Genomic DNA, 23,028 nt, shown 5'->3' on the forward strand with positions numbered 1-23,028 from the left:
TAGGTTCGAGGTGGAAGTGCAGCAATGCATGCAGCTGACGAATACTAATCGGTCGAGGGCTTATCCTACGAACATTCGCTCGGATGTTCAACTTCGGACAAGATCAGCTAAACAAGACCTTCGCAAAGGTTCGTATCCAGTTTTCAAGGCGCAAGCTTTGTACAGAATATCGCTAACGCGATTTCACCGTTTGGTGGCGATGGCGGAGGGGAACCACGCGTACCCATCCCGAACACGACCGTTAAGCCCTCCAGCGCCGATGGTACTTGGACCGCAGGGTCCTGGGAGAGTAGGACGTTGCCAAGCACGATGAACCGACCGTATGTATACGGTCGGTTTTTTGTTGTATTCATACAGAAAGTCAGCTGCATTTTCGTTCCGTTTCTTTCGAAACGGGTTACCGATGATAGTAGCTGACTTCCGAAATAGCGATGCGAAGCACGCCGTTTCTTTTAGCCTTGCGCAGCTTGCGCATAATGACGAGCCGAGGTGCAAGTATCCAAACATGGCACATAATTAGGCTGATCATTGTAGCTTCGTTGGCCCATGGGTAGAAGACGCCAATGGCGCATAGACCAAGCCATAGTAAGTGCCGATGCAATCTGCGATACAACGCGAGTTCAATGTGAGCTGTAGGGATATAGCCGATCCATGGCGGCATAATGCGCCAGCCCCATCTGCGATCATCCGGCTCGTCAACACGAATGAGTGTTAATCGAGTAATAATGAATTGAATGACGAAGGCACTGATGAACCCGACACCGAGTGCTTTCATACCGTCCATTTGATACATGAGCCAGAGGAAGATAGCAAGAATGGCTAGTATACTGAGATGGCTTCGCCGCAGTTCGTCTCGTACGAGCACCTTTTGGATAAGTTGATATTGATAGATTGTTGCTTTCTCTTGTTCAGCAAGTTTACCGCGCATGATGTGTCACGCCTTTCTGCCTTCTACACCATGTATCGGTAAATGGTTTGTTAATTTGTAGACTTCCCTTCGAAAGAAGTGCAAGCCCGTCGTCACCAATCTGGGCACTTCGACATAGACTGTATTACTATTTGAAATGGGCTATGAAAGTTGTATAGTTTGCTAGACTTTGTGGCATACTAGAAGCAATGACATATTTTCACTTGGATGAGGTGAAACGAAATGATGGAAGAGACTGCGGGAAACTCATGCATTATTTGCGGTCATGAGAAAGAACAAGGCATTCGAATCATTGATGAGTTTATTTGTGAAACGTGTGAGGTTGAGATGGTACGTACGGAAGTGCAGGATGCTAAATACCCTTTCTTTATACACCAACTAAAGCGGATCTGGATGCAAAATAATGCCTAAACGGACGTACAGCATCAGCGGAATGAGCAAGTAATCCCTATATCGTCTCGAGTTGTACATTTACCCGAGAATGGTTAGGGGTTATTTTGTTTATTGGACTGTGTCTACAGCAGGTTTATGTTGACGTCATAATGGATTATGATGAAAGAAAGATCAAGTTTAATCAGGAGGAAAGTTGCTTGGCACACACTCAGAACAAACAGTGGCATGCGCCGCTATTCGATGCACTTAAAGCCTTGCAGCAGTCGAATCCTGTAAGCTTTCATGTGCCTGGCCATAAGTATGGTCAGTCTGTTACTCATATGACCGGTATGAACGACGACGCATTACAGGCATTTCAAAATATAATGAAGATTGATGTAACCGAAATCTCGGGAACCGACGATCTCCATGCACCTTCAGGTATCATTCAGGAAGCACAGACATTAGCTGCAGAGGTGTTCGGCGCACAGCAGACGTTCTTCCTTGTCGGAGGCAGCACAGTTGGTAACCTTGCTATGCTGCTGGCTGTATGTGGGCCTGGAGACCTAGTCATCGTGCAGCGTAACGCGCACAAATCGGTTTTAAACGGTTTAAAGCTTGCAGGGGCAAGTGCAGTGTTTATCATGCCTCGCAAGGACGCAGGCAGCAATCTGGACGTTCTCCCGGAGATCTCGCAAATCGAAGAAGCTATGACTAAATACCCAGAGGCGAAAGCTGTATTTCTTACGAACCCCAGCTATTATGGGTTGAGCATAGATTTGGAGCCATATGCAAAGCGAATTCATGCTCATGATATGCTGCTGCTTGTGGATGAAGCGCATGGCGCCCACTATGGGCTGCATCCGGCATTTCCGCGTCCCGCTATGCAAGCAGGCGCGGATGCTGTTGTGCAATCGACACATAAAACTTTGCCGGCATTGACGATGGGCGCCATGCTGCATGTTCAGGGTCCTCGGATAAATACCATGGTGCTTGCCGATGCACTGCGAATGGTGCAGAGCTCAAGCCCATCGTATCCCATCATGGCTTCGCTTGATATGACGCGGGCAATGCTGCAAGCGTATGGAAGCGAACTTTTTGAACTAGGTGTTCGTGCCGCTAACCAGTTTAGGGATTGGCTCAAAGACAATTCAGCTTATAAGACTTTAACACTTGTTGAAGAACAAGGAGATTCCTTAACTGATGCGATTAGAGTGGATCCGATTCGTGTTGTATTGCAAGAAGCACATGGGCGATTGTCTGGGTTTGACCTGCAGCAGCGCTTAGAACAGTATGGCTGTTATGCTGAGATGGCGGATCTGCGTTATGTTGTATTGTTATTCGGACTTGCGGCATCCGATTCAGATGTAGATAGGCTTAAACAAGCGCTGACAGCAATAGCAGAAGAGATTGAGAGTGAAGGGCTGGAAGCTAAGCAACCTCTCGATATGCCAATCGATTATCATCGAACTTTGTCAGAACCGGTAGCGTTCACGAGATCAGGTGTAAAACATGCTTCGAATGGAGTAGAAACCATCCCATTGTCGAAGTCTGCGGGAAGATATACCACAGAAGCGGTAGTTCCTTATCCCCCTGGCATACCTCTCTTATATGAAGGGGAACGCATTACGGAGGAAGCAATTCTATATATTCAACAACTAATGGAGCATGGCGCGCGATGTCAGGGTGCGACAGATCCGACGATGCGGACGATAACCGTATTGCGGACAGGCTAGTCGTTTACGCCTATGATTGGCTTTGATATGATAAGGGTATTAACAGACAGAGGAGTACTGAAGTGAAAAAAGGTTTGTTTTTGACGATAGAAGGCGGCGAAGGAGCAGGTAAAACGACCCTTATTGAAGGCGTAGTCCATGCACTTCGGGCCCAAGGCAGAAATGTCATGATGACAAGAGAACCAGGAGGCATCCCGATTGCCGAGCAAATCCGGAATGTGATTCTGGATACAGCGAATACATCGATGGATGCGAGAACAGAGGCACTTCTCTACGCCGCAGCCAGACGTCAGCATCTTGTTGAGAAGGTACTGCCGGCACTTGCACAAGGCGATGTTGTCATATGCGATCGTTTTGTCGACAGCAGTCTAGCCTATCAAGGTTTCGCGCGTGGACTTGGCATTGAGGAAGTATGGTCCATCAACCAATTTGCAATAGAAGGCTTCATGCCACAGTTAACGATATGGATGGATATATCTGCGGAAGCCGGCATAGCACGAATTAATGCGACGTCCGGACGGGAGATTAACCGACTCGACTTAGAGAGTATGGCTTTCCATGAGAAGGTGCGAGAAGGCTATCGCATGCTGATGGCTGCCGATCCGGATCGAATTGTACGGGTTGATGCCGAACAAACGCAGGAGAATGTGTTGAATGATGTAATTGCTATAATAAATAGACGATTTTAAAGGATTATTTACAAGGGATGTCAAATTAATAATAATGTAACGATGTCTTTCGAAAATTTTAGGAGGGATATTGATGAAATTAGTTATTGCGATTGTACAGGATAAAGATAGCAACCGGTTGTCGAATGCACTTGTAAGAGAAGGATTCCGAGCAACGAAGCTGGCTAGTACCGGCGGGTTTCTGCGTGCAGGCAACACAACCTTCATGATCGGTATTGAGGATGAACGGGTTCATGAGGTTATGACGGTTATTCGTTCGAACTGTAAAGTCCGCGATCAGCTTGTTTCACCTGTGTCTCCTATGGGCAGTACAACCGATGCCTATATTCCGTTCCCTGTTGAAGTGCAAGTCGGCGGTGCTGCCGTATTCGTAGTGCCAGTAGAGCGGTTCGAACATTTCTGATTGGACGTGAACTTCAATGAAGATTAATCCGGGCTGGCGTCCTTTAGGGCAAGACCGCGCGCGGCCGGATCTCGGCTCCAAACCGATTGCGCCTAAGAACTTTGCAGATGTTATGAATTTTCAGGATGAACAGCGTACCATTGAACAATTGCAGGAGAAACTGCAAAATATTCATAATCAAGGCGAGCGGCTCGCAAGATCGATGACCGTTAGAGAGTTGCGACTCTATCGCCAGATGGTGAAGCAATTCCTTGAAGATACCGTTAGACGGGGTATCGGCATGAAAGAAACGCGCGGATTTGACCGTCGCGGCAGAACAAAGCGTTATAAGTTATTAGAGGAAATTGATTCTTCCCTCATCTTAATGGGCGAAGAGCTGCTTGAAAGCGAAGAAGGACGGCTTGAGCTGCTGCAAAAGGTCGGAGATATTCGCGGTATTCTAATTAATTTGTTTTTCTAGCATAGAGGGGATCTTTACCATGAGCATTGCACAGCTTGCCGGGCAACCGAAAGCGAAACGCATTTTGTATTATGCGCTGACAAGCGGCAAAGTTTCGCATGCCTATTTATTCAGCGGGCCGCCCGGAAGCGGGCGGATGAACATGGCTATGGCTTTTGCCAAAGCGCTGTTCTGTACAGGCGAAGGCGATGACGCTTGCGGCGAATGCTTGGAGTGCCGGAAGTTTGAGCATGGCAACCAGCCGGATTTGCATCTGGTAGAACCAGATGGCAATTCCATTAAAATCGACCAAATTCGCGAGCTTCAAAGAGAGCTCGCCTATCGAAATATAAGCACTTCACGCAAAATCTATATCGTACAGCGTGTTGAAACGATGACGCTTCAAGCCGCGAACAGCCTGCTTAAGTTTCTGGAAGAGCCGCAGTCACCGGTAGTTGCCATTCTTCTGACGGAGAATGGGCAAGCCGTTCTGCCAACGATTCGTTCCAGAACGCAGTGGGTTCCGTTTATGCCGCTTGCACCCAATGACATGCTGCAAACATTGGCGAATGAAGGTGTTCCTCAGCTGCCAGCCCGTGCTGCCGTCCATCTCGCATCGGGATTAGATGCGTGCAGGACGCTTATCCAGCAGAATGGGTTTGCAGAAATGAGAAACGTAGTGATACAATTAGGAAAGGACAGTCTCACGCGGTTTACTGCGGCGATGATGTCTGCGCAACAGCATATTTTTAAGACGGAGCTTGGTGAGCAGCCTCAGCTTCTGTTGTCATTACTCGTTTTATGGTATAAAGATATGATTCATTTTCAGGCAGGAAGACACGAGGCTCTTGTTTTTATAGATCAGCTTGATTGGATTGGTAAGCATGCATTCTCACGTTCGGCTGAGGGCTGGGTGAAATGTATGGAGTATACGCTTGAGGCAGGCAAACGCATGCGCGCGCATGTATCGCCGCAATTAGCGCTTGAGCAGCTGCTAATCCGTGTACAGGAGGGGTGAAACGTTGTATAACGTCGTTGGTGTCCGCTTCAAGAAGGCGGGCAAAATCTATTATTTTGACCCGGTCGATTTCCCGATTGATAAGGATCAGCATGTCATTGTTGAGACGGCAAGAGGGATTGAATACGGTAAAGTAGTGGTTGGACAGAAGCAAGTCGGAGAATCAGATGTTGTCCTGCCCCTTAAGAAAGTCATTCGGATCGCCGGTGACAACGACGCCAAAATTGTCGATGAAAACAAGGCAGCCGCACGCAATGCATTTGCGACCTGTCTTGAGAAAATAAGAGATCATCAGCTTAAAATGAAACTCGTTGATGTCGAATTTACGTTCGATCGCAACAAGATTATTTTTTACTTCACAGCTGAAGGTCGCGTCGATTTCCGCGAACTCGTTAAGGATCTGGCCAGCGTGTTCCGTACGCGAATTGAACTTAGACAAATCGGTGTGCGGGATGAAGCGAAGATGCTTGGCGGTATTGGACCTTGCGGCCGTGTATTATGTTGTTCAACTTGGCTTGGCGATTTTGAACCGGTGTCCATCAAGATGGCGAAGGATCAGAACTTATCACTTAATCCGACCAAAATTTCCGGCTTGTGCGGCCGTCTCATGTGCTGCTTGAAATATGAGCATGACAATTATGAGAGCGTTCGCGAAGAATTGCCGGCAGTAGGAAAGATTGTTGTCACTTCTTATGGTGAAGGTAAAGTTACCGGAATTAATGCGGGCTCCAAATCGGTTTATGTACAGCTGTTCGATGGTGGCAAACCGAAGGAACTACCGCTTGATGATGTTGTTGTGAAATAAGTAAGCAAATCCGAAGCTGTATAGCCTTGGGGTGGAGACTTGAAAAAAGACATATTTAGTCAAATAAGCGAATTGGAATCCCATATGGGAAGCCTACATCTGGAACTGGGAGCGATGAAGCAGAAAATCAAGTCGCTCTTGGAAGAAAACAACCGGCTTAGCATAGAAAATCAGCAGTTGCGCAAAGTATTAAAGCGGGAAACGGCCAGTCAAATCCCTAAGCCGGTACCGGCCGCAGCTGTGGAAGATGATTCTCATGCCATGCCAAACGATGAGCCTGTGCTGGCAAGTGACGCAATAGGCGTTGGGCAAGGGTATGACAATTTGGCGAGATTGTATCATGAAGGTTTTCATATTTGTAATTTGTATTATGGACATTTGCGAACGGAAGGCGATTGTTTGTTCTGCCTTTCGTTTCTCAATAAGGAATAAGAGACAAGACCCTTCCATAGGGTCTTGTTTGCATATTCAAGCGGTTCGAATTTGGCAGACGTAAGGAGCAAAGAATCATGGTTAATGAAGTAACACTGGAGCCGAACGAAAGGCTCGATGATTTACTAACGCATCAATTACATATTATTCAGAGTCGGGAAGTGTTCAGCTTCTCGATGGACGCCGTATTGCTGGCTCGTTTCGCGGCTGTGCCGCCTCGCGGTAAAATCTTGGATCTATGCACGGGAAATGGCGTCATACCGCTGCTCCTAACGACAAGGACGAAAGCACAGATTGATGCCGTTGAAATTCAACCTCGGCTGGCAGACATGGCAAGGCGAAGTGTAAAGGCGAATGGGCTCGAAGACCGTATTCGTATTTATGAAGGCGATCTTCGTGATTTTTATAAACAAAGCGGACATGGTAATTACGATGTGATTACGGTAAATCCACCCTACATGCCGGCTGGTACGGGGGATCAGAACGAGAATGAGCATTTTGCAGCGGCTAGGCATGAGCGTAATGGGACGCTGGATGACATCGTGGCAGCATGCGCTCGGCATGTACGACCAGGTGGCCGGGTTGCCATGGTGCATCGTCCTAATCGGTTGGTTGAACTATTGGAAACGTTCCGCAAATGGAAGCTGGAGCCGAAGCGGATTCGATTCGTGCATTCGCATGCAGGTGCTGAAGCCAATATGATCTTAATTGAAGCGGCTAGGGATGGCAAGCCGGATGTGAAGCTGCTGCCGCCGATGATCGTATATAATGAACAGCGACAATATAATGAAGAGTTAATGCGGATTTATTATGGCGATCAAGCGCCAGAAGCGGGAACGAGGGATTCGAGCAAATGATCGTACAACGTAGTTTTCATGCATCGGATGCCGGTAGCACGGATGGAGCCGGAACATTGTATCTGGTTGGAACACCAATCGGTAACCTAGAGGACATGACTTTTCGGGCGATTCGAATTTTAAAAGAAGTCGATATGATTGCAGCCGAGGATACGCGCCAAACACGCAAGCTATTGGCTCACTTTGAAATTGCGACTAGGCTTGTCAGCTACCATGAGCATAACAAAGAAGCCAGCGGACCAGAGCTCATTAGATTGTTGGCCAGCGGGCAATCCATTGCACTGGTAAGTGATGCAGGGCTTCCGGCCATATCCGATCCAGGTGCCGATCTTGTTGCAGCCGCCGCTGAAAGCGGCATTGCGATTGTACCGATTCCGGGAGCTAATGCAGCGTTATCTGCACTCATCATTTCCGGTCTGTCTACTGAGAAGTTTCTGTTTACGGGTTTCCCCCCACGGGAACGCAAGTCGCTTACGGCTTGGCTGCAGCAATTACAAAGGCAAGAGGCTACATTAATTTGTTACGAATCGCCGCACCGGATTGTAAAGACACTTGCAGTGATGCTTGAACAGCTGGGTGATCGGAAGATGGCGATGGTTCGAGAATTAACGAAGCGCCATGAAGAAGCTGCACGGGGAACGATATCCGAGTGTATGGCTTGGCTGGAAGAGAATCCTCCACTTGGCGAGTACTGTTTGGTTATTGCAGGTGTGAGTAAAGAAGAAGCTGCTCAGTTGCAGCTGGATGATCCGGTATGGTGGAGCGGGTTAGAGCTGGAGGAGCATGTTAGCCGGTACGAGGAACAAGGTGAGGATCGGAAAGAAGCCATCAAACGAACAGCGCTTGACCGAGGAATGCAAAAACGTGATGTATATAATGAAGTAATGAAAAAATAGAAGAATGCTATAGAAAAAAAAGACCTTCCTGACCATTATGGCTCAGGAAGGCATCAAGGAGTATAAAAAAGGTTAGAATTAACAGGTTTGATAAATGTATTATAACCTATAAATCTGAATTTGTCTCTTATTTTGTAACGGGAGCTGGCATTTCTGTTAAACAAACGTTACAAACGATTTTGCCTTTGAAATAAGCGACATTCTCAGCGTTGCCACAGAAGATACAAGCCGGCTCGTATTTCTTCAGCATGATGCGCTCGCCATCCACGTAGATTTCAAGAGCATCCTTCTCACCTATTCCAAGCGTACGGCGCAATTCAATCGGAATTACTACGCGTCCCAGCTCATCTACTTTACGAACAATACCGGTAGATTTCATCATATCTAAAATTCCCCTTCGCAATGGATTAACTCGTCATCATTCGACAAAATTCTATCATTTAATGCCTTAATAATACCAACGTTTCCCATAATAGTCAACCTGGTTTTAACGGTAATTGTGACCAGTTATAACCGATTACCGCCGTAAATAGGCACTTATTCAATATATATATAGTACTTCAAACGAAGTGCGGTTGGAAATGATATTGCGACATTATTCGACATTAGTTCGACATTTGTGTCGAATGATTGAACTTTAAGGAGCGTGATTCGACATGAGTGCTGCTCATCGAGAAGAAAAACTCGCGGAAGAGAAAGTATTTAAGGATCCCGTACATAAGTATATTTACGTTCAGGATCGACTGATTTGGGAACTAATTAATACAAGGGAATTTCAGCGGCTACGCCGTATTCGCCAGCTTGGCACATCCTATTTGACCTTTCATGGCGCAGAGCACAGCCGGTTCTCGCATTCCCTTGGCGTTTACGAGATTACCCGTAAAATCATCTCTCAGTTTGAGCGCGGCGGCTATACCGATTGGCCAAAGGAAGAAAAGCTCGTTGCCCTATGTGCAGCTTTGCTTCATGACATCGGACACGGCCCCTTCTCTCACTCCATAGAAGATGTGTTCGACAGCCATCATGAGGAGTGGACCTGCCGCATTTTGCTTGGAAATACGGAGATCAATGCAGTCTTATGGGAATTTGATCCGAGCTATCCCGAGCGTATAGCCGCTGTTATTTGCAAAACCTATCATCAACCGATTGTCGTTAGTCTGGTCTCCAGTCAAATGGATGCCGACCGCATGGATTATTTGCTTAGAGATGCGTATTTTACAGGGGTGAATTACGGTACCTTCGATCTGGAGCGAATATTGCGGGTATTGCGGCCATATCAAGGCAGAATCGTGGTGAAGGAAAGCGGCATGCATGCGGTCGAGGATTATCTCATGTCTCGCTATCAGATGTACTGGCAGGTTTATTTTCACCCGGTTACAAGAAGCTCGGAAATCATATTAAGGCAAATCTTTCGAAGGGCGAAGGAGCTCTTCGGGAGTGAATATAAATTTCATACATTAATGAAGCCAATAAAGAGGCTGCTTACGGGCACAATGGACATTGAAGCCTATTTGGATCTGGACGAAGCACTTGTTCAAACGGCTTTCGCCCAATGGGTCCATGAGCCTGATGCTGTGTTATCGGACCTATGCCGCCGGTTTCTCAATCGCAAGCTGTACAAGTATGTTACGATGGATCATCCCGATGAGAAGCTATGGCAGGAAATACGCGACCACTTGCGAGAAATCGGCCTTCATCCGGACTATCACCTGGAAATTGACTTTCCCTACGACATGCCCTACGATGTTTATCGTCCCGGTTCAACAACCGCTGCAGGCAAAGAGGAAAAACCTCCGATTCTGCTGCTGAGCCATGATGAACAATTGTCGGAAATTTCAAGCCGTTCGGATATCATTCGATCCATAACGGGTATCCATCAAGGTAAGTACCACCTTTATTACCCGGAGGAACCGCTGCGCGAATCAGCCCACAGGCTGCCTGCGAAACTCCGCGAATTATTTGCTTTAATGTAGAAAGGGGTTCCGAAAGACACCATGTTAATCGACACGCATACGCATTTAGACTCGCATAAATTCGACGAAGACCGGGCGGAAGTTATCGAAAGAGCGCAGGCTGCCGGCGTACATAAGCTCATCAATATCGGTTTCAACCGTGAAACCATTCCAACCACGATGGCACTTGCCGAGCAGTATTCCTTTATTTATGCCGCCGTCGGCTGGCATCCGGTTGACAGCATTGATATGCGGCCAGAGGATTTGGATTGGATTGCGTCGCTCTGCGATCATCCGAAGGTCGTGGCGATCGGTGAAATTGGACTGGATTATCACTGGGATACCTCGCCTAAGGATGTTCAGCAGCGTGTATTTCGCGAGCAAATCCAATTAGCTAAGCAGAAAAAGATGCCGATTGTTATCCATAACCGTGATGCCCATGAGGATGTCGTTACCTTGCTCCGAGAAGAGGGCGCCAAGGACGTTGGCGGCGTCATGCACTGCTTCTCCGGCAGCTGGGAAACGGCGAAACAATGTCTCGATATGAACTTCTATATTTCATTCGGTGGACCGCTTACATTCACCAATGCAAGGGTGCCAAAGGAAGTGCTTTCACAAGTGCCTTTGGACCGGATTTTGATCGAAACGGATGCTCCATATTTGGCACCGCATCCCCATCGAGGGAAACGAAATGAGTCTTCTTTCGTCCGTCTTGTAGCAAACACGATTTCGGAGATAACAGGTAAAAGTGTGGAGGAAGTCGGCAAAATAACCACGGAAAATGCAATGAAATGTTTTGGAATCTGATGAAAACGGCTTTGAAAGCAAGGATTTGGGACTATTCTCGTGATAAAACTGATTTTTTTTGAAGAAATTGCTTACTTTTCGCCTATTTTTCCTTGAAATTCGTTAAAATCGTCATTAATCAGTTCTTTACAATGTGGCGCGGTAGACGTTATGATTCATTTCAGAGCAACAAAACTTGTATTCCTTTTCCAATAAAACGCTTAATCTCCGATGATCGGAGAGCGGGGGAACCAATTGTTGAAACTGTTTGTAGCAAGAAGAAACAGCTTGTTCGTTTCTTCTCCTTAAAAACGTGTTCGTCGACTAAAGGGCGACACTGTTTTGTACAAAGGCAGACAGTGATAGACATGAAATTCTTCTTGGGGTGAATTTTGCGACCGGCGCAGCAATGTTAATCGTGCCATTAGCGAATAGGGCGACTCTCACGTCCGAATCCGACAGCTAACCTCGCAAGCGTCAATAAGAGAGATCAACCTCGTGAATGCAACTCCATGCTACCATTGTCTAATGGGAAGCCACGAAACAGATCCTCTGTCGTCGGGCTTCTTTTTGTTTGAAAGAAGCATAAACTGACGACAAAAGCTGTATTATGGAAGTGGTCCGGGGCGGAAATTGGAAAGAAAATCTCTATAGTCGCGTCTATGTAATCATGCGTAACAAAGGCGGCGGGGCTATGTAAGGAGGACCGAAGAAATGGGAGCACTCCAGCTTAAGGACACCCATGGGAAACGATCATCCAGCATGTCTTTCGCATTGCGATGGAAGCATGAGAACGTGCGTTTAATTGTACTAAGCGCCATGATCTCAATCGCTATGACTTTCATGTTTCTGGTGTTGTTGTACGGAACGGCTGACAAGCGCGTGTCCGTAGTAGTGAATGGACGAGAAACCATTGTCTCTACGAAGCAATGGGTCCTTCAACGCCTACTGGATGAACAAGCTATTGCAGTTGGCACTTATGATAAAGTGTCGATGCCGCTGGATGGCGGTATTAAAGACGGTGACCGAATCGTTATCGATCAAGCGGTGCCTCTTATTGTAAAAGCTGACGGCAAAGCAAGAACGTTGTACACGACAGAAAGAACCGTACAGGCGGCGATCGATCAGGCTCATATATCGATACGCAGTCAAGATAAGGTAGTACCTTCATTATCCTCGACACTTAAACCGAATATGATCATCTCGATCACTCGGATTGACACGAAGATCTCGGAGAGTACCCACCCCGTTCCTTTCTCCATTGTGAAGAAGGATAATCCCAAGCTTGCGCTAGGGAAAGAACAGCTTGTCCAAACGGGTAAACAAGGCACTGTCGTTAAGCGTTATGAAAAGACTTTCGAAGACGGCGTTCTAGTCTCACAGACACTGGTCGAGAAGTTGACCAAGTCACCATCTGTCGATCAGATCGTGTCAGTCGGGACGAAGAAGCCTGAGCCGAAGGTAACGATGCTAAGGGCGAATTCGCCGAGTGTATCTACCATGACGAAGCGGGGCGTTACATTCAGTGCAAAGAAAGTATTGAAGAACGTAACCCTTACGGCTTATTCAGCCGGCTTGGCTTCAACAGGTAAAGGAAAGAACCATCCACAGTACGGCATAACCGCATCGGGATCACGCGTTCAGGAAGGCCGTACCATTGCGGTCGATCCGAAAGTCATTCCGATCGGCTGGTGGGTGTATATCGAAGGGATCGGTTTCCGCCGTGCAGAGGATACGGGCAGCGCAGTCAAAGGCAACAAGATTGATGTTTATTTTGACAGCGAGTCGTATGCCGATAAGTTTGGTCGGAAGCGGGGCTATACCGTATATGTGCTTGGGCCGAAGAAGCCGGAAGCCGTATAGGAAGTATTTCCGCGGTATGAACATGCGTATCGTATTTCGAACGTAAATATGCCATCATAAGAAGAGGCGATGCCTCTTCTTTTTGCATGTTGTACGGAAGGGAAGGAATGGAGTCCCATGATTAAAGAAATCATTGTAGTAGAAGGAAAAGATGATACAGTTGCCATCAAGCGAGCCGTAGATGCAGAAACCATTGAGACCGGGGGTTCGGCTATAGGCGAAGCGGTTATCCGCCGCGTTATGTTAGCTCAGGAGCGAAGAGGCGTTATTATTTTTACCGACCCTGACCATGCAGGCGAGCGAATCCGCAAAATCGTAGCGCAGCGAGTACCAGGCTGCAAGCACGCCTTTCTCCCACAGGAAGAGGCGCTCTACAAAGGAGACATTGGTGTCGAGAACGCATCACCGGAAGCCATTAAGCGAGCACTCGCTAATTTGCGGACAGAAGCGACGTCTGACACTGCAGGTCTTGCCGAGGTTACGATGGATGATTTAATGCAGGCAGGTCTGCTCGTACATCCGCAAGCTTCGGATAGACGGCTGAAGATGGGCAATCTGCTCGGAATCGGCTATGCGAATGGCAAGCAGTTCTATAAACGCTGTTCGATGTTTCGCATCACGCGCGAGGAATTTATGCGGGCTCTAACCACGATGGAGCAGGCGAGCGAAGGAGATCAATAATGACAGAGGGAATTAAGGCGGGTGTCGATGTTGCTTCACCGAAGCGGACGAAAGACATTATCGCCAGATACGGTTTCACCTTTAAGAAAAGCCTCGGTCAGAACTTTCTGATCGATCAAAATATTTTACGCAACATCGTCAGTGCAGCTGAGCTGGATGAGACGAAAGGCGCGCTTGAGATCGGACCGGGTATCGGCGCATTAACACAGAAGCTGGCACACGCTGCAGGGCGCGTAGCCGCAGTTGAGATCGACAATCGGCTGATTCCGATTCTAAGGGATGTATTGGCCGATACGCCGAATGTGCACGTCGTACATGGTGATGTGCTCAAGCTTGACCTCGCCGAACTGCTGAAGGAGCAGTTTGCCGGGCTCACAGGCGTAAGCGTCGTAGCGAACCTGCCGTATTATGTGACGACACCGATCCTCATGAAGCTGCTGGAAGAGAAGCTGCCGCTTGAGCACATCGTCGTCATGATCCAGAAGGAAGTCGCGCAGCGGATGGCTGCTAAGCCCGGCGGCAAGGAGTACGGCAGCCTTAGCGTTGCTGTACAGTACTATTGCGTGCCTGAGCTTGTATGCATTGTGCCGCACACGGTATTCATTCCGCAGCCTAATGTCGATTCCGCGGTGATTAAGCTGTCGCTTAGGGAAAAGCCGGCTGTTGAAGTCGAGGACGAAGCGCATTTCTTCCAAACGGTTCAGGCCTGTTTCGCGCAGCGCCGCAAAACCATTGCGAACAATTTGACCGCTTATGTAGGCAAAGTCAATCGCGAGAAGCTCGGACCGCTGCTTGAAGACATCGGCGTTGATCCGTCCCGGCGCGGGGAGACCCTGTCGCTTGAAGAGTTTGCCGCATTAAGCCGTGCCCTGCTGGCTGCGGACTTACAAGCAACTAACTAAAAAATAAAAGTGAGCGCACCATCAGGGGCGTCTCCCCATAGGATAGACGAAGAGGTGATTTGCCCATGAAGCAAGGGGACCTGGTCGTCCGCAAATCCTATGGCGGGGACGTCCTTTTTCGTGTTGCGACAATTCTAGAACAGACAGCCATCCTGAAGGGCACCGACTATCGTCTGCTTGCAGACGCGCCAATTGTCGATTTGTCCGTTATGAGCGATCCGGAATCCTCCGGCGCGGCGAGGCAGGCACGCATTAAGGCCAATGAGTCCACGCTAAGGATGCAGGAACAACGCGAGCAGCAGATAATTGAACGTGAACTGCAGCGCGCGCAGAGCCAATCCCAGCCGTACTTTGAGGTGCCCGGAAAAGTACTTCATTTGGACGGGGACAGCAACTATATGAGAAAAAGCATGCAGCTGTATACGCAAATGCGCGTCCCTGCCCACGGGGTATACGTGCATGAATCCCAAATGGCCGACGTGGTGTACCGACTGCTTCCGCAAATCAAACCGGATATTGTCGTGATTACCGGCCATGACGGCGTGCTTAAGACGCGGAACCAGGACGATTTGCATAACCTGGCCAGCTACAAAAACTCGCAAAATTTCGTCAATGCGGTACGGATAGCGCGTCAGTATGAGAAAAGCAAAGACAGCTTAATTGTCGTAGCAGGTGCATGCCAATCCCATTATGAGGCGCTGTTGCAGAATGGATCGAACTTCGCCAGTTCTCCGGGCCGAGTGCTCATTCACGCCTTGGATCCCGTATACGTCGCGATCAAAGCAAGCTATACGTCCATTCGCGAAACGATTAATTTATCAGATGTCATTCATGGCACAATCAGCGGTATAGACGGGGTTGGGGGCATTGAAACGTTAGGGAAGTTCCGGGTGGGATTGCCTAAACCTAAAACGCTGACCGGCGTAAAGCCAACTGTATAATATGGCTGCTTCGGGCTAAAATATACGTACCGGAGAAAAAAGTAGCCTTTTTTATATTGACACCAAAGTGACTCCACTGTTATAATTATAATTTTTTGACAAACCACCTCCTTTTGGTTATAATGGACAAGGAAAGAGGTGGTAGTGCACAATGGCAAAAAATGCGCTATTGGAAATCAAACGCAGTTTGGAAACCCATGTCGGCTCCAAAATCCGTCTTCGTGCTAACGGTGGTCGTCGAAAGACGATTGAGCGGACCGGTGTGTTAGAAGAAATCTACCCTTCTGTATTTATTGTCAGGCTCGACCAAGAGCAGCATGCGTTTAAGCGCGTCTCTTACAGCTACGCCGATATATTGACGGAGTCCGTTGAAGTTACGGTGGACAGTGATGATGGTCAAGTACGCATTACCTATATACAATGAGATAAATAGGATACGAACATGTGCAGGTTTGCAGGCGCGGCGAGAAGCAGCGTAGGCAGGATCTGCACTTTTTTTTTGTACCTGTATGGCGTTACCTCTTCCTCCGTATGAGAACGATAAAAACAACCATACTAACGGTACTACCCGTTTCAAAGGAGGAGAGTGTTCATGTCACGCAGACGCAGCGGTATGATGAGTGAAGAGTTGAAGAAAGAGCTGGCGAAGGATCTGGGCTTCTATGATACCGTGCAGAAGGAAGGCTGGGGAGGCATTAAAGCAAAGGACGCCGGTAATATGGTGAAACGTGCGATTCAAATTGCCGAGCAGGCTGCAGCTAAGCAGTATGCCGCGCAGCAGGCACAGTCCCAGTCTTCTTATCAGCAGCCAACATACCAATCATCGCCATCGTATTCGCAATCGGCATATCAGTCGCCGCAGCCTGCCCGCAGTCCATACATGCAGCCTCAATCGCAGTCTAATTACGCGCCACAGCGGCAGCAGGCATCCAATATGGTACCGGCTTATATGTCCCAAGCTATGCAGGCTGCACAGCAGCAAGCGTCCCACTATCAACCACAATAAAGGGTTATTTCAAGCTAAGAAGATGGGCAGGCCCGCAGACTGCTCAATGCCTCTTAGCTTTTCTTATGACCTTTTGTTATAATATGTGAAGTTTAACGATAACGGACGGGTGAGCCTACATATGAAGATTTATGAGAAAGCGCCGGCAAAAATCAACCTGCTGCTGGATGTCATGCGTAAGCGTGAGGATGGATTCCACGAGGTTGAAATGATCATGACAATGGTGGATTTAGCAGATCGGCTTGAGATGGAAGAGCTTCCGCGGGATACCATCATTATTTCAAGTCAGGCGGGCTATATCCCGCTCGATGAGAAGAATTTAGCCTTTCAGGCGGCAAGACTGATTAAGGATCGCTACAATGTCCGCAAGGGCGTCTATATTCATCTGGATAAGAAGATACCGGTAGCAGCAGGTCTTGCCGGCGGAAGCAGCGATGCGGCCGCTACGCTGCGCGGGCTCAATCGGCTATGGCAGCTGGGCATCTCCGAAGAAGAGCTGTGTACGCTTGGCGCGGAGCTAGGCTCCGATGTACCTTTCTGTGTAACGGGCGGTACTGCAATCGCACGCGGTCGTGGAGAGAAGCTGGAGCGGATCAATAATCCGCCGCAGTGCTGGGTCATTCTGGCGAAGCCGCCGATCAACGTTTCCACGGCAGACGTGTACGGGAAGCTGCGCGCTTCCGAGCTGAAGCAGCATCCATCTACTGCGGACATGCTGTCCGCGATCTCAAGCGGCTCGTTTGGCGGCGTATGCACGTATCTGGGCAACGTCCTGGAAACGGTAACGCTTCAGCTCCACCCCGAGGTGCTGCAGCTTAAGGAAATTATGCAGCGTCTAGGCGCAGATGGCGTGTTAATGTCAGGCAGCGGACCAACGGTTTTCGGGCTTGTAAGCAAAGAAGCGAAGGTTTCACGCATCTATAACGGACTCCGCGGATTTTGCAAAGAAGTCTATGTGGTAAGAATGCTGACATGAAGCCTACGTGCGTCTTGATTAAATCCGTATGAAAATGGTATTATGTCATTATAATATTCGGATTTGGCTGGGGGGAGTACACGTTGAAGAAGTTAAAACGGAGTGCAAGGTTAGTAGAAATGACGCAGTACTTACTTACACGCCCCCATACGTTAATTTCTCTGACAGCATTCGCTGATCGCTACCAATCTGCCAAGTCATCTATAAGTGAGGATTTGGCGATTATTAAAGAGGTATTCGAAGAAGAAGGACTCGGTGAGCTGCATACGTTGGCAGGAGCTGCCGGAGGCGTGAAATATACGCCGAAGATGGGTCAGGCCGAGGCACTTGGCATTATGAACGGCATTTGCCGTCAGTTGGAGCAATCGGAGCGGGTTCTTGCCGGCGGCTACTTGTACATGACGGATATGCTTGGACAGCCAGGGCTGCTCGCAGATGTTGGACGAATGTTTGCAACCGCATTCGCAGCTTCGGATATCGATGTCATCATGACGGTCGAGACGAAAGGGATCCCACTTGCTTATGCAACGGCGGCTTGTATGAATCTGCCTGTTGTTATTGTGCGTCGCGACAATAAAGTGACGGAAGGCTCTGCTGTGAGCATCAATTACGTATCGGGCTCCAATAAGCGTATTCAAACGATGTCGCTTACACGCCGCGCGTTGAAGGAACATGCGCGTGTACTGATCATTGACGATTTCATGAAGGCCGGCGGAACGATTCAAGGCATGATGGATTTGCTGTTCGAATTTAATGCAAAGGTAGCCGGAGTTGGCGTATTCGTAGAGTCCGGTGAATTGGATACCGAGGACCGACTGCTAGAGGATTATGTGTCGTTGGCGAAGCTGACGGCTGTAGATATGAAGACCAAACAAACAACCGTTGTACCGGGCAACTATTTCACTACCCGGGCTACCGTTTAGCATACAACCGAGGAGGATTACTTGTTTATGAAAGCACAACCTCAAATCGTGGCGACTACACAAGCGCCCGCAGCCATTGGACCATACTCACAAGCCATTAAACTGGGCAACCTGCTGTTTACCTCCGGTCAAATTCCGCTGACAGCGGAAGGCGTTCTTGTTGAAGGTGGAATCGAAGAGCAGACGCATCAAGTATTCCGTAATCTGCAGGCTGTACTCGCTGAAGCAGGCGCAACTTTCGCTGACGTGGCGAAGGCGACAGTGTTCATTAAAGATATGAATCAGTTTGCAGCGCTTAATACGATCTATGCTTCCTATTTCGGTGACCATAAACCGGCTCGTTCTACGGTTGAGGTTGCGCGGCTGCCAAAGGACGTACTTGTCGAAATTGAGCTGATCGTGGCGATTGAAGTCGAATAGAAAAGATTAATATTTAGATTTAAAAAATATTTTCAAACTATACAGTTATTTTCCAGAATCATGAAGGAATTCGCATTGAAACGTGGAAGTATACACCAAGTCCTTGATAGGCAAAGGTGGTGAACACAGATGCAAATTACCGATGTTAGACTCCGCCGAGTTAATTCCGAAGGCCGGATGAAGGCAATCGCCTCAATTACCATTGACAATGAGTTTGTCGTTCACGATATTCGCGTGATTGACGGTAACAATGGAATGTTTGTGGCAATGCCAAGCAAGCGTACTCCTGATGGAGAATTCCGCGATATCGCACACCCTATTTCTTCGACGACACGGGAGAAAATCCAAGCTGCCGTCCTAGCAGAATACGAACGTGCAGCGACGGAAGAAGATGTAGCAATCGAAGAAGGCGCCTAAATCAAGGTATCAAGACGTCTAGTGAAGAGAGCCCGCTCGGGCTCTCTTTTCTTTTGCCCACAGATACGCTATATTCAGTAGAGCATTTACGCAAGGTGAATCGGCTGCGGCCGTCCGATATGGCGGCGCTGCGAGGTTCATTCCGGAGAAATATAAGCCGTGGTTAAGGGCTATATTTTGAATAACATAGGATATAGAAGCTAGGGAGGGACATTCTTTGAAAGTAATGGCAATCGTATTGGCAGCAGGACAAGGAAAACGAATGAAGTCCAAACTATATAAAGTGTTGCATCCGGTTTGTGGGAAGCCGATGGTGGCGCATGTGCTGCAGACGGTACAAGATGCGGCCTGTGAGCGCACAGTTGTTGTTCTAGGCCATGGCGCGGAAACAGTCCGCTCGTATCTCGGGGATGGCGTGGAGTTCGTGCTGCAGGAGCAGCAGCTAGGTACGGGCCATGCCGTACAGCAAGCAGAACCGCTGCTTGGTGAAGAAGCGGGTACGACGGTCATTCTATACGGAGATACCCCGCTGGTGACTTCAGAGACGATTGCAGCGCTGCTTGCGCTTCATACGAAGATAGAATCAGCAGCTACCGTACTGACGGCGATTGTGCCTAACCCGCAAGGACTTGGACGGATCATACGCGATGAGGCCGGTAATGTTCTGCGAATTGTGGAGCAGAAGGACTGTACACCTGAGCAAGCGGCGATTACGGAGATCAATACCGGGATGTATTGCTTCGACAATAAGAAGCTGTTCCAGGCGCTTAAGAAAGTGACGAACAACAATGCACAAGGGGAGTTCTACCTCACCGACGTGATGGAAATATTGAAAAATGCAGGCGAAACAGTCGGCGCTTATTGCACGCCTGACTACGCAGAGGGCATCGGCGTAAACGACCGCGTCGGCCTTGGTGAAGCGGAGGCGCTTATGCGCGCTCGGATTAACCGGAAGCATCAAATTAACGGCGTGACGATTATCGATCCTGCTGCGACCTACATTGAAGCAGATGTGGTGATCGGCTCGGACACGATTGTTTATCCGGGCACCGTGCTGCGCGGACGTACCGTAATCGGAGAGGATTGCGTAATCGGTCCTCATGCGGATATTACGGATACGGAAATCGGCAATGGGGTAACAGTGAAGCATTCTAACGCTGTGGAAGCGGTTATTGGCGACGAATGTGCAGTAGGTCCTTATGCCTATCTGCGTCCGGGTGCCAAGCTTGGTGCAGGCTGTAAAATCGGCGATTTCGTCGAGATCAAAAACGCCGAGCTCGGCGAAGGCACGAAGGTTTCCCATTTGAGCTATGTTGGGGATGCGAAGGTCGGCAAAGACGTGAATATCGGCTGCGGCGCGATTACCGTCAATTACGATGGGTACAACAAGTCACTGACTGAAATCGGCGACCGTGCATTTGTAGGCAGCAACGTCAATTTGGTTGCGCCTGTGAAGATCGGCGAAGGTGCTTATGTCGTAGCGGGTTCCACGATTACGCAGGATGTACCGGACAATGACGTAGCCATCGCGCGCGAGCGTCAGGTCAACAAACCGGGGTATGCAGAGAAGCTGCGCGGACGTGCGAAAGCAAAGAAGGATAGCAAGGCGAAAGGCTGATTGTGAGAAGTTGTTCGTTTATTTCAGGGCCGGAATGGGTATGAATATATGGAAATCACTACACTCTCAGGAGGTTTCCGACTATGGCGATACCATTTCGAGCAGAAGCACGGACGACAGCCACGCAAGGCCAATTGAGACAAATGAGACAGCAGGGCAACATACCCGGCGTCGTATACGGCACGAAGCTAAGTAAATCGATTTCGATCACGGTCAATGAGAAGGAGTTGGCACATCTGCTGCGCTCCCATCCCCACGCCTTGCTAGAACTTGATATTCCGGGAGAAGGCAAGCAGCCTGTAATGCTGACCCAAGTGCAGCGCGAGCCGCTGACACGCGAGCTGCTCCATATTGATTTCCACCAGGTGAACATGAATGAATCCATCAAAACGCCGGTTCGGCTGGAGATGGTCGGTGATTCTACCGGGGTTCGGGAAGGCGGTATTCTGCAAGCGATGCTGCATGAGCTTGAGGTGCATTGTTTGCCGGATCGTATACCGGAGGTCATTGAGGTGAATGTGTCCGCACTGGGAATCGGGGAGAATCTGCTAGTCAGTGATTTGCAGCTGCCATCCGGTGTCACAACTAAAGTGGACGCAGACCAAGTCATTGTGACGATTCTGGCTCCTCAGAAAGATCTGACGGCGGAAGAAGCAGAGGATGCGGCGGTAGAAACGAAGGAAGCGGAGCAGCGTGCACATGAAGCGGAAATGCATGCGGTGAATTTCGAATAAACGTACAATCAGGGCTGCGCGCTAGAGGCAGCCCTTTACTTTTTTTCAATAGCCGGGCCTGGAAACAAAGGTAAACTGCTTGCGGCTGTAGAAAATATTATTCAACTTGATGTACGATGGGCTGAAATATTCGACGTAGCCAATATCATGATGTTCTTTGCCCCAATAGACTTGGACTGGAACTTGATGCTCATGGTGGTCCTGGAAATGAAAATCGTCGAAGATATGCTGACCGTTTACATACATCGAAAAATACGCTCCTTTATGAACGAAGTTCGGCTTTTCTGCCGAATCTATATGTATGACAATCGAAGGCGAAGATTCGTTGCATAAAGAAAAAAGAAATTTTGTTGTAGCAGGAGTTGAGGGTTCAGCATGAAATGGATAGTCGGATTAGGCAACCCCGGCACCGCGTATCAAGGGACGCGGCATAATGTGGGCTTTATGGTCGTGGATACGCTGGCTAAGCGTTGGGGAATTAGCGTGACGCAGAGCAAATGCAAAGGGCTTATTGGCGAAGGCAATGTGGCGGGAACGAAAGTGGCACTCATTAAACCGATGACCTTTATGAATTTATCCGGTGAAACGGTAAGAGGCTTCATGGATTATTTTAAAGCCAATTTGGAAGACGCGATCATCGTTTATGATGATTTGGATACGGAAACGGGCAAAATCCGACTGCGTTATCAAGGCAGCGCCGGCGGTCACAACGGAATCAAATCCATCATCCAGCATACGGGGACCCAGACGTTCGATCGGATCCGTCTTGGTATCTCTCGTCCGCAGCCGGGGATGAGCATTTCGGACTATGTGCTTTCCAATTTCCCGAAGAGCGAGCAGGATCTGCTGAAGGTGATGGTGGAAGAGAGCTGCGATGCGGTTGAGTTCGCGCTGACGAATCCATTTGAACGCACGATGGCCAAATATAACCGTTAAATTTCAGTCGATGCGGGCATACTGAGGGTATAACGACTACTCAGGAGGCATACATATGGCTGTAAATTACATTTGCCGGCATTGCAAATCGCAGATTGGGTCGATCGACAACGCCCATATTTCAGAAGCACAGCTCGGTTTCCATTTCTTGACCCCCGAAGAGCGCAGCGATATAATAGCGTATAATCCGAACGGAGACGTAACGGTTAACGTGGTTTGCGATTATTGCCGCGAGGCGATCGACAGCAACCCAGAGCTGCTGCTTGTATCGAACCCGCTGCAGTAAGCGGGCTGCAGG

Annotated in this window: 28 protein-coding genes, 1 rRNA gene, 1 pseudogene and 1 riboswitch; of the genes and pseudogenes, 27 read left to right on the forward strand and 3 right to left on the reverse strand. The window is 48.7% G+C overall.

Annotated features, from left to right (window positions below):
• The first annotated feature begins 189 nt into the window (after nucleotides 1-189).
• Nucleotides 190-306 (forward strand): 5S ribosomal RNA (gene rrf, locus AC50Y3_RS28485).
• A gap of 91 nt (nucleotides 307-397) precedes the next feature.
• Here rrf and AC50Y3_RS28490 read toward each other — a convergent pair.
• A complete protein-coding gene (locus tag AC50Y3_RS28490; protein ID WP_494822091.1) occupies nucleotides 398-928 on the reverse strand; it encodes a transposase in 531 nt (176 codons plus the stop codon).
• A 222-nt stretch (nucleotides 929-1,150) separates the two neighbouring features.
• Here AC50Y3_RS28490 and AC50Y3_RS28495 point away from each other — a divergent pair, with 222 nt between their 5' ends.
• From AC50Y3_RS28495 to rsmI, 10 genes are all read left to right on the forward strand, one after another.
• Nucleotides 1,151-1,339 (forward strand): sigma factor G inhibitor Gin, encoded by a 189-nt coding sequence (locus tag AC50Y3_RS28495; protein ID WP_494822092.1) that lies wholly within the window; start codon nucleotides 1,151-1,153, stop codon nucleotides 1,337-1,339.
• A gap of 179 nt (nucleotides 1,340-1,518) precedes the next feature.
• Nucleotides 1,519-3,036: an aminotransferase class I/II-fold pyridoxal phosphate-dependent enzyme gene (locus AC50Y3_RS28500; protein WP_494822093.1), complete on the forward strand. Its 1,518-nt coding sequence runs from the start codon at nucleotides 1,519-1,521 to the stop codon at nucleotides 3,034-3,036.
• Between the two features lie 62 nt (nucleotides 3,037-3,098).
• Nucleotides 3,099-3,725, forward strand: a complete 627-nt coding sequence (tmk, locus tag AC50Y3_RS28505; protein ID WP_494822094.1) for a dTMP kinase — start codon at nucleotides 3,099-3,101, stop codon at nucleotides 3,723-3,725.
• A gap of 73 nt (nucleotides 3,726-3,798) precedes the next feature.
• Nucleotides 3,799-4,128 carry a cyclic di-AMP receptor DarA gene (gene darA, locus AC50Y3_RS28510; RefSeq protein ID WP_090985945.1) on the forward strand — a complete coding sequence of 110 codons (330 nt, stop codon included), beginning with the start codon at nucleotides 3,799-3,801 and terminating at the stop codon, nucleotides 4,126-4,128.
• 16 nt (nucleotides 4,129-4,144) lie between these two features.
• The gene (locus AC50Y3_RS28515; RefSeq protein ID WP_494822095.1) at nucleotides 4,145-4,588 is read left to right on the forward strand and encodes a YaaR family protein; all 444 of its coding nucleotides are present in this window, start codon (nucleotides 4,145-4,147) and stop codon (nucleotides 4,586-4,588) included.
• Between the two features lie 19 nt (nucleotides 4,589-4,607).
• Nucleotides 4,608-5,585 carry a DNA polymerase III subunit delta' gene (gene holB, locus AC50Y3_RS28520; RefSeq protein WP_494822096.1) on the forward strand — a complete coding sequence of 326 codons (978 nt, stop codon included), beginning with the start codon at nucleotides 4,608-4,610 and terminating at the stop codon, nucleotides 5,583-5,585.
• A gap of 4 nt (nucleotides 5,586-5,589) precedes the next feature.
• A complete protein-coding gene (locus tag AC50Y3_RS28525) occupies nucleotides 5,590-6,390 on the forward strand; it encodes a PSP1 domain-containing protein (protein WP_494822097.1) in 801 nt (266 codons plus the stop codon).
• Nucleotides 6,391-6,474: 84 nt separating this feature from the next.
• The gene (locus AC50Y3_RS28530; RefSeq protein ID WP_494822154.1) at nucleotides 6,475-6,822 is read left to right on the forward strand and encodes an initiation-control protein YabA; all 348 of its coding nucleotides are present in this window, start codon (nucleotides 6,475-6,477) and stop codon (nucleotides 6,820-6,822) included.
• Nucleotides 6,823-6,899: 77 nt separating this feature from the next.
• A complete protein-coding gene (locus tag AC50Y3_RS28535) occupies nucleotides 6,900-7,679 on the forward strand; it encodes a tRNA1(Val) (adenine(37)-N6)-methyltransferase (protein WP_494822098.1) in 780 nt (259 codons plus the stop codon).
• Entirely contained in the window at nucleotides 7,676-8,575 is a 900-nt protein-coding gene (rsmI, locus tag AC50Y3_RS28540) for a 16S rRNA (cytidine(1402)-2'-O)-methyltransferase (protein WP_494822099.1), read from the forward strand. Before AC50Y3_RS28535 ends, rsmI begins: the two co-directional genes overlap by 4 nt.
• 127 nt (nucleotides 8,576-8,702) lie before the next feature.
• Here rsmI and AC50Y3_RS28545 read toward each other — a convergent pair whose 3' ends face one another.
• The gene (locus AC50Y3_RS28545) at nucleotides 8,703-8,957 is read right to left on the reverse strand and encodes an AbrB/MazE/SpoVT family DNA-binding domain-containing protein (protein WP_494822100.1); all 255 of its coding nucleotides are present in this window, start codon (nucleotides 8,955-8,957) and stop codon (nucleotides 8,703-8,705) included.
• 274 nt (nucleotides 8,958-9,231) lie between these two features.
• On the opposite strand from AC50Y3_RS28545, the gene AC50Y3_RS28550 reads away from it, so the two are divergent.
• The 14 genes and pseudogenes from AC50Y3_RS28550 (at nucleotide 9,232) to AC50Y3_RS28615 (ending at nucleotide 21,794) form a co-directional block, all read left to right on the forward strand.
• Nucleotides 9,232-10,548: an HD domain-containing protein gene (locus tag AC50Y3_RS28550; protein WP_494822101.1), complete on the forward strand. Its 1,317-nt coding sequence runs from the start codon at nucleotides 9,232-9,234 to the stop codon at nucleotides 10,546-10,548.
• Nucleotides 10,549-10,569: 21 nt separating this feature from the next.
• On the forward strand, nucleotides 10,570-11,334 hold the full coding sequence (locus AC50Y3_RS28555) for a TatD family hydrolase (RefSeq protein ID WP_494822102.1): 765 nt from the start codon (nucleotides 10,570-10,572) through the stop codon (nucleotides 11,332-11,334).
• Nucleotides 11,335-11,521: 187 nt separating this feature from the next.
• Nucleotides 11,522-11,805: riboswitch (cyclic di-AMP (ydaO/yuaA leader) on the forward strand.
• Nucleotides 11,806-12,027: 222 nt separating this feature from the next.
• On the forward strand, nucleotides 12,028-13,176 hold the full coding sequence (locus AC50Y3_RS28560) for a resuscitation-promoting factor (protein WP_494822103.1): 1,149 nt from the start codon (nucleotides 12,028-12,030) through the stop codon (nucleotides 13,174-13,176).
• A 117-nt stretch (nucleotides 13,177-13,293) separates the two neighbouring features.
• Complete coding sequence (rnmV, locus tag AC50Y3_RS28565) at nucleotides 13,294-13,857, forward strand: ribonuclease M5 (RefSeq protein WP_494822104.1); 564 nt, start codon at nucleotides 13,294-13,296, stop codon at nucleotides 13,855-13,857.
• Nucleotides 13,857-14,759, forward strand: coding sequence for a 16S rRNA (adenine(1518)-N(6)/adenine(1519)-N(6))-dimethyltransferase RsmA (rsmA, locus tag AC50Y3_RS28570; RefSeq protein ID WP_494822105.1), 903 nt, complete (start codon nucleotides 13,857-13,859; stop codon nucleotides 14,757-14,759). The genes rnmV and rsmA overlap by 1 nt, the downstream gene beginning before the upstream one ends.
• Before the next feature lie 65 nt (nucleotides 14,760-14,824).
• A complete protein-coding gene (yabG, locus tag AC50Y3_RS28575) occupies nucleotides 14,825-15,700 on the forward strand; it encodes a sporulation peptidase YabG (protein WP_494822106.1) in 876 nt (291 codons plus the stop codon).
• Between the two features lie 151 nt (nucleotides 15,701-15,851).
• Entirely contained in the window at nucleotides 15,852-16,124 is a 273-nt protein-coding gene (gene veg, locus AC50Y3_RS28580) for a biofilm formation stimulator Veg (RefSeq protein WP_090985921.1), read from the forward strand.
• A 168-nt stretch (nucleotides 16,125-16,292) separates the two neighbouring features.
• Nucleotides 16,293-16,466: pseudogene (locus tag AC50Y3_RS28585) on the forward strand (small, acid-soluble spore protein, alpha/beta type); the annotation flags it as partial.
• 361 nt (nucleotides 16,467-16,827) lie between these two features.
• Entirely contained in the window at nucleotides 16,828-17,682 is an 855-nt protein-coding gene (gene ispE / locus AC50Y3_RS28590; RefSeq protein ID WP_494822107.1) for a 4-(cytidine 5'-diphospho)-2-C-methyl-D-erythritol kinase, read from the forward strand.
• Between the two features lie 83 nt (nucleotides 17,683-17,765).
• Nucleotides 17,766-18,605 carry a pur operon repressor gene (gene purR / locus AC50Y3_RS28595; RefSeq protein WP_494822108.1) on the forward strand — a complete coding sequence of 280 codons (840 nt, stop codon included), beginning with the start codon at nucleotides 17,766-17,768 and terminating at the stop codon, nucleotides 18,603-18,605.
• Between the two features lie 27 nt (nucleotides 18,606-18,632).
• Nucleotides 18,633-19,025, forward strand: coding sequence for a RidA family protein (locus AC50Y3_RS28600; protein WP_090985915.1), 393 nt, complete (start codon nucleotides 18,633-18,635; stop codon nucleotides 19,023-19,025).
• Nucleotides 19,026-19,154: 129 nt separating this feature from the next.
• Nucleotides 19,155-19,442, forward strand: a complete 288-nt coding sequence (gene spoVG / locus AC50Y3_RS28605) for a septation regulator SpoVG (RefSeq protein ID WP_090985913.1) — start codon at nucleotides 19,155-19,157, stop codon at nucleotides 19,440-19,442.
• Between the two features lie 217 nt (nucleotides 19,443-19,659).
• Entirely contained in the window at nucleotides 19,660-21,060 is a 1,401-nt protein-coding gene (glmU, locus tag AC50Y3_RS28610; protein ID WP_494822109.1) for a bifunctional UDP-N-acetylglucosamine diphosphorylase/glucosamine-1-phosphate N-acetyltransferase GlmU, read from the forward strand.
• An 83-nt stretch (nucleotides 21,061-21,143) separates the two neighbouring features.
• A complete protein-coding gene (locus tag AC50Y3_RS28615) occupies nucleotides 21,144-21,794 on the forward strand; it encodes a 50S ribosomal protein L25 (RefSeq protein WP_494822110.1) in 651 nt (216 codons plus the stop codon).
• Between the two features lie 45 nt (nucleotides 21,795-21,839).
• Here AC50Y3_RS28615 and AC50Y3_RS28620 read toward each other — a convergent pair whose 3' ends face one another.
• Entirely contained in the window at nucleotides 21,840-22,040 is a 201-nt protein-coding gene (locus tag AC50Y3_RS28620; RefSeq protein WP_494822111.1) for a hypothetical protein, read from the reverse strand.
• Nucleotides 22,041-22,169: 129 nt separating this feature from the next.
• Between AC50Y3_RS28620 and pth the strand changes: the two genes are divergently transcribed.
• Nucleotides 22,170-22,730 (forward strand): aminoacyl-tRNA hydrolase, encoded by a 561-nt coding sequence (gene pth, locus AC50Y3_RS28625; protein WP_494822112.1) that lies wholly within the window; start codon nucleotides 22,170-22,172, stop codon nucleotides 22,728-22,730.
• A 55-nt stretch (nucleotides 22,731-22,785) separates the two neighbouring features.
• Entirely contained in the window at nucleotides 22,786-23,016 is a 231-nt protein-coding gene (gene fin, locus AC50Y3_RS28630; protein ID WP_494822113.1) for an anti-sigma-F factor Fin, read from the forward strand.
• Nucleotides 23,017-23,028 lie beyond the last annotated feature (12 nt).

This window comes from Paenibacillus sp. J22R98, from assembly GCF_059383835.1.